We start from the raw sequence: 6,719 nt of genomic DNA, 5'->3' as shown, positions 1-6,719 counted from the left end.
ACCTCCACCCCGAAGGCCGCCGTCAGTCCAGCAAAATCCGCCAGCACCCCGCCCGCCATCGGCCCCCCGAACTGCAGCATCGCCATGAACGCCAGCGTCCCGAAAATCGCCCCGTTCTGGATCTGCGACTGCGACAGGATCTGGGGCATCATCGATTGGCGCGCCGGGTTGGTGAACGCCCCCGCAGAACCCACGACCGCCGCCAGCAGAAACACCGGCCAGGTCCAGCGCACATCCGCCCCGGAAAGCACCACGTACACGAGCGACACCGCCGCGGCCACCAGGTACGTCCGCACCAGGATCCGCCGCCGCTCGACCCGGTCAGCCACCACCCCGCCCACCAGCGCCAGCAGCGCCCCGGGAAGCGTCTGGCAAATCAACGCTGCCGCAATCGCCAGCGCGCGGGCGTCCTCATCCACCCGGTCTCTGATGAAGAGCGGCACCGTGACCGCCTGGATGCCCACCCCGGCCCCCGCCGCCACCGACGCCACCCACCACATCCGGTACTGCGCCACCGCGAACGGGTTGCGCGAGCCCGCGGCCGCCGCATCGCCCGCGACGATCCCCTGCGCGGCCTCGGCTTCCAGTGCCATGGCCGGGAACTCTAGGCCGGGCCCCCGAGAGGTGCAAATCGCAACGACCGGTCAGCCTTCGCCGTCGTGCACGAGCACCACCGCCCCCAGCGGCGGCAGCACCACCCGCGCCGAGGCCGGCCAGCCCCGCCACGGCTGCTGGTCTGCCTCGACCGCTCCGAGGTTCCCCATCCCGCTGCCGCCGTACTCCCGCCCGTCGGTGTTGAGCACCTCCCGCCACGTGCCCGCCCGCGGCAGCCCGATGGTATGGCTCACCCGCGGCACCGGCGTGAAGTTCAGCGCCACCACCGCGGTCGTACGACCGTCTCGCGGTCGCCGCAGGTAGACCAGCGTGCTCTGCTCGGCGTCATCGCAATCCACCCACTCGAACCCGGCCGGGTCGTGATCCGTCTCGTGCAGCGCGGGCAGCCCCCGGTACAGCCGGTTCAGGTCGCCCACCAGCCGCGCCAGGCCCGCGTGCCGCTCGAACTCCGCCAGGTGCCACTCCAGCCCCGCCTCGTGATTCCACTCGCTCCACTGCCCGAACTCCTGCCCCATGAACAGCAGCTTCTTCCCGGGCAGCGTCCACTGGTAGGCCAGCAGCAGCCGCAGGTTCGCGAACTTCTGCCAGTCGTCGCCCGGCATCTTCGCCAGCAGCGAACCCTTGCCGTGCACCACCTCATCGTGGGAAAGCGCCAGCACGAAGTTCTCCGTGAACCCGTAGAGCGCCCGGAACGTCAGCAGGTTGTGGTGATACTTCCGGTGCACCGGGTCCTTCTGCAGGTAGAGCAGCGTGTCGTGCATCCAGCCCATGTCCCACTTCATCCCAAACCCAAGCCCGCCCATCCACGTCGGCCGCGAGACCATTGGCCAGGCCGTCGATTCCTCCGCGTACGTCTGCACGCCGGGCTCCAACCCGTACACCGTCTCGTTCAGCCGCCGCAGGAAGGTGATCGCATCCAGGTCCTCCCGCCCGCCGAAGACGTTCGGCTCCCATTCGCCGGGCTTCCGCGAGTAGTCCAGGTATAGCATCGAGGCCACCGCATCCACCCGCAGCCCGTCCGCATGGAACACGTCCAGCCAGAACATCGCGCTGCTCAGCAGGAACGACCGCACCTCGTGCCGGCCGTAGTTGAACACCAGGCTCCCCCAGTCCGGGTGGTACCCCCGTCGCGGGTCCGCGTGTTCGTACAGGTGCGTCCCATCGAACCGCCACAGCGCCCACTCGTCCGAGGCGAAATGCGACGGCACCCAGTCCAGGATTACGCCCACCCCGGCCTGGTGCAGCGTGTCGATCAGGAACATCAGGTCCTGCGGCGTCCCCCACCGACTGCTGGCCGCGAAGTACCCCGTCGTCTGGTACCCCCACGACCCGTAGAACGGGTGCTCCATCACCGGCAGCAGCTCCACGTGCGTGAACCCGTGCTCCGCCGCATACGCAGCCAGCTCTGGCGCCAGCTCGCGATAGCCCCGCATCTCCCCGCCCGGCCCGCGCCGCCAGGAGCCGAGGTGCACCTCGTAGATCGCGATCGGCCGGTCGTGCCGGTTTACCTCCGGCCTCCGTGCCATCCACTCCGCATCGCCCCACCGGTACTCCAGCGTCCACGCCACCGAGGCCGTCCCGGGCGCCGCCTCCGACCGGAAGGCGTACGGGTCCGCCTTCCACAGCACCTCGCCGGTCTCCCGGTTGCGAAGGACGAACTTGTACCGGTCGCCCGGCTTCACACCCGGAACGAAGCCCTCCCATGCGCCGGAACTGCCGAGGCAGCGAAGCGGATGCGCCTCCGGATCCCAGCCGTTGAAGTCGCCCGCCACCGAGACAGCGCTCGCATTCGGCGCCCACATCGCGAACCAGAACCCCTCCTGCCCCTCCGCCGTCCCGGGGTGCGCGCCCATCAGCCGGTACAGCCGCGCGTGGCTGCCCTCGTTGAACAGGTAGAGGTCCTGCTCCCCGAACCGCGAACCGCTCACAGGCCGGCCTCCGCAGCCGCCAGCAGCAGGCCCCGCAGCGGGATGACCGCCCAGTCCGCACGCCGGTCCAGCTCGTACCCCAGCTCGTAAAAGGCTTTCTCCAGCACGAAGGTATCCAGCAGGAATCGGTGCTCCTCGGCGCTTCCCCCCGGCAGCCCATGCGCCTTCGCCACCGCGAAATACCCCTCCAGGTAGGCCTGCGCCGTCCAGAGGTACCACGCACGCGCCCACTGCCCGAGGTCCGTCCCGGCGCCCGTCGCATGCGCCTCCGTCACCTGCCGCAGCCCCGCCTCGCTCGCGTAATGGAACGACCGCACCATCCCGGCCACATCCCGCAGCGGCGACCGCCGCGTCCGCCGCTCGCCCAGCGACCGCGCGGGCTCCCCCTCGAAGTCGATGAAGATCGGCTCCCGCCCGCTCACCAGCACCTGCCCGAGGTGCAGATCCCCATGGCAGCGGATCCGCAGGCTCTCCAGCTTCCGGTTCGCCACCGCCTGCAGCCGCTCGATCAGCGCCCCCTCCAGCTCCAGCACCCTGCCCGCCGCTTCGACCGCCTCTGGCGACAGCGTCGGCAGGCACCGCCGCAGGGCCCGCAGCGACCGCCGCGCCTGAACCCGCAGGCCCTGCGCAAGCGCGCGCTGGTAGAACGGCGTGTACCGCTCCGGCGTGAAGTCCGGGTGCTCGATCCCCGCCAGCGCCGCGTGCAGCTCCGCCGTGCGCTCGCCGAGCACCCTGGCGAACCCCAGCCACGCCGCCCCGTACTCCAGCATCGATTCCAGGGGCGGCCCGGCCAGCAGCGGATGCGCCCGTTCTGCCACCTCCGGCGCCGCAACTCGCGCCGCGGCGACCGCCTCCAGCATCCGCTCCAGTTCGCCCGTCGCGAAGGTCCACGCGTCGTACTGGTGCGGGATCGCCGCTTCCAGCACCCCCGCGACCGCAGGCTTCGCCCCCTCCCGCACATACTCCACCCGCCCGACGATGCGCGGCACCATCCGCGCCGCCGGCGTCTTCGCCAGCAGCTCGCCCAGCTCCACCTGCGGGTGGGTTCCCTCCTCCAGCCGCCGGATCGCCTTAAACACGAACTGCCCCGGGAACACCACCGAGGTGTTGCTCTGCTCCCCCCTGCTCAGCTGGGGCGTGCCCTCCACCCCGTTCAGCCGGGCCCCCGGCTCCGGCACGAATGCCAGCATCCCCCGTTCGCCGCTCAGCCGACCCCGGCTTCGCAGCAGCCCGGGCAGCGCCGAACACACCTCCGGCAGCGCGAGCCCGTCCACCACCACCTGCCTCCCGCCATCCTCAGCCTCGACCTCCGCCACCACCGCCCAGGGCGCAGCCGCCTCCACCGCTGCCCGGCGTTCCAGGCCCACCGCCGAAAGCAGCAGCCCGAACCGGTCGGCCTCACCCTGCTCGTATTCAACCATCACCACCACAAACGTCGTCTGCGGCAGCCCCTTCCCTCGCAGTTGCACCCGGTCCACCACCCGCGTCCTCCGCGGGCGCCGGCTCAGCCCGGCAAACCAGCGCCGCGCCGGCACGTACCCCGCCAGCACCTCGTCCAGCGCCTGCCGCCGCCCGTCGAACAATTCCTCCGCGCCGCGCGACACCCGCAGCGTCGGCACGGCCTCGTCCCCGGTCCCGCCCGGGCCGCGTCCCGAAAGCGCAAACCAGTAGAACGAATGCGGCCCGAGGGCAAGGAAATATGGCTCCTCCCCAATCCGAGGGAACACCCCCTGCCCGAACAGCTCCACCGGCTCCACCCCCGCGTACCCCTTCAGGTGGAGGTGCGCCGCCTGGGCGAAGCGCGAAAGATTCGCCACTACCAGCAGCCGCTCGCCCTCATACTCCCGCACGAAGGCCAGTACCCGGTGATTGTCCGCCTCCACGAACGTCATACTCCCCCGCGCGAAGGCCGGGTGCCGCTTCCGCAGCGCGATGATGCGCCGCATCCACCACAGCAGGCTCGATGGGTTCGCCTGCTGCGCATCCACATTCACCGATTCGTAGTGGTATTCCGGGTCGATGATCACCGGCAGGTACAGCTTCTGCGGGTTCGCCCTCGAAAACCCCGCGTTCCGATCCGCGCTCCACTGCATCGGCGTCCGCACGCTGTCCCGGTCGCCGAGGTAGATGTTGTCCCCCATACCCAGCTCATCGCCGTAGTAGATCACCGGCGTGCCCTTCATCGAAAGCAGCAGCGCGTACAGCAGCTCGATCAGCCGCCGGTTATTCCCCAGCAGCGGCGCCAGCCGCCGCCGAATCCCCAGGTTGACCCGCGCCCGGTCTTCCGCCGCGTAAACCCGGTACATGTAGTCCCGCTCCTCATCGGTCACCATCTCGAGCGTCAGCTCGTCGTGGTTCCGCAAAAAGAGCGCCCACTGGCACGTCTCCGGGATTGCCGGCGTCTGCTCCAGGATCTCCGTCGTCGGGAAGCGGTCCTCCATCCGCACCGACATGAACAGGCGCGGCATCAGCGGGAAGTGGTAGGCCATGTGGCACTCGTCGCCGTCCCCGAAGTACGCCACCGCGTCCTCCGGCCACTGGTTCGCCTCCGCCAGGAGCACCCGACCGGGCCACTTCCGGTCCACATGCGCCCGCAGCTCCTTCAGGAACGCGTGCGTCTCGGGCAGGTTCTCGCAGGTCGTCCCTTCCGCCTCGAACAGGTAGGGCACCGCATCGAGCCGAAACCCGTCCACCCCCATCCCCAGCCAGAAATCTGCCACCTCCAGGATCTCCCGTCGCACGCGCGGATTCGCGAAATTCAAGTCCGGCTGGTGCGAATAGAACCGGTGCCAGTAGTACTGCCCGGCCACCGGGTCCCACGTCCAGTTCGAACGCTCGAAGTCCTTGAAAATCACCCGCGCATCCGCGTACTCCGTCGCCGTGTCGCTCCACACGTAGTACTCCCGCCACGGCGAACCCCGCGGCGCCCGCCGCGCCCGCTGGAACCAGGCATGTTGATCGCTCGTGTGGTTGAGCACCAGCTCCGTGATCACCCGCAGCCCCCGCCGGTGCGCCTCCCGCAGGAACGTGCGAAAGTCCGCCAGCGTCCCATAGGCCGGGTGAATTTGCCGATAATCCGCGATATCGTACCCGTCGTCGCGCAGCGGAGAAGCGTGGAACGGCAGCAGCCAGACCGCCGTCACCCCCAGCTCCTCGAGGTAGTCCAGCTTCTCGGTCAGCCCAACGAAATCCCCAATGCCGTCGCCGTTGCCGTCGTTGAACGCCCGCACATGCAGCTCGTAGATGACCGCGTCCTGGTACCAGAGCGGGTCATTTCCCAGCACCGCCGACCGCTCAGCTCGCTTCGTCGCTGCCTGCGCCATCTCGCCTCCGCGAGGTGACAACGCATCACCCCTCTCTCTAGTTTCCCGTCTCCCCTGCCACCGGGCCAACCCGGCCTCCCGTACCATTGCCGCAATGTTTCCCGCGCTCGACCATCTCATCCTCGCCATCCCCGATCTCGCCGCGGCTGCCGCCCCGTTCGAACAGCTCGGCCTCACCCTCACCCCGCGCACCGCCCACGCCGGCCTCGGCACCGCCAACCGCGCGGCCTTCATCGGCTCCGGCCCCGGAAACTTCGCCTTCATCGAACTCCTCGCCGTCGAACAGCCCGACCTCCTCCCTCCCTCGCGCGCCCACCACCGCGCCGCCGCCGGAGCCGGCGGCGCGCTCGCCTCCTTCGCCCTCCGCGTCCCCGACCTCGATGCCGCCCTCCAACCCCTCCGCCCCGCCGCGCAGGTCGACGTCGCCGAAGTTCGCGCCGATGACCGACGCCTCCTCGTCCGTTCGGCCGTCATCCGGCTGCCCGCCATCCCCTGCCCGGTCGCCCTCGTTCAGTACCCGGAAACCCCGGAGGCCCGCTTCCAACGTTCGCGCTCGCTCGGCCGGTTCGACCACGCCTTCCCGCTCGCCGCCCTCGACCACATCGCCCTGCTCGTCACTGACCTCGCTGCAGCCACCCGCGATGCCGCCCTCCTCGGCCTCCAGCCGGTCGGCGAAGTCACCACCCCGGATGTCATCATCCGGCAGCTCGCCGCCGGGGCCGCCACCGTTGAACTGCTCGCCCCGGCCCGCCAGGGGAGCCCGCTCGCTGGTCGCCCGCCCGGGCTCCTGCCGGTCGCAGCCTGCCGCGCCGCCGTGCCCCTCGCCGGGGCCGCCCGCCTCGCCCGCGAGCGC

4 protein-coding genes are annotated in these 6,719 nt (G+C 70.3%); 1 reads left to right on the top strand and 3 read right to left on the bottom strand.

Annotation, left to right across the window (positions count from 1 at the left end; all coding sequences use genetic code 11):
* The 3 genes from VAE46_RS07435 to treS all read right to left on the bottom strand — a co-directional run.
* The coding region (locus tag VAE46_RS07435; protein WP_322796292.1) for an MFS transporter at positions 1–593 on the bottom strand (593 nt) is incomplete at its 3' end.
* A gap of 51 nt (positions 594–644) precedes the next feature.
* Complete coding sequence (gene glgB, locus VAE46_RS07430) at positions 645–2,543, bottom strand: 1,4-alpha-glucan branching protein GlgB (RefSeq protein WP_322796291.1); 1,899 nt, start codon at positions 2,541–2,543, stop codon at positions 645–647.
* Positions 2,540–5,866, bottom strand: a complete 3,327-nt coding sequence (gene treS / locus VAE46_RS07425) for a maltose alpha-D-glucosyltransferase (RefSeq protein WP_322796290.1) — start codon at positions 5,864–5,866, stop codon at positions 2,540–2,542. The genes glgB and treS overlap by 4 nt, the downstream gene beginning before the upstream one ends.
* Before the next feature lie 94 nt (positions 5,867–5,960).
* Here treS and VAE46_RS07420 point away from each other — a divergent pair.
* Positions 5,961–6,719, top strand: a 759-nt coding sequence (locus VAE46_RS07420) for a VOC family protein (protein ID WP_322796289.1), incomplete at its 3' end; no start/stop codon positions are given.

This window comes from Tepidiforma sp. (assembly GCF_034433535.1).
Classification (GTDB): domain Bacteria; phylum Chloroflexota; class Dehalococcoidia; order Tepidiformales; family Tepidiformaceae; genus Tepidiforma.
This window is presented reverse-complemented; position numbering and strand designations above follow the sequence as displayed.

What these genes read in the sequence shown, in the direction of transcription:
- treS (WP_322796290.1), bottom strand. Translation starts at nt 5,866, where the DNA reads ATGGCGCAGGCAGCGACGAAGCGAGCTGAGCGGTCGGCGGTGCTGGGA.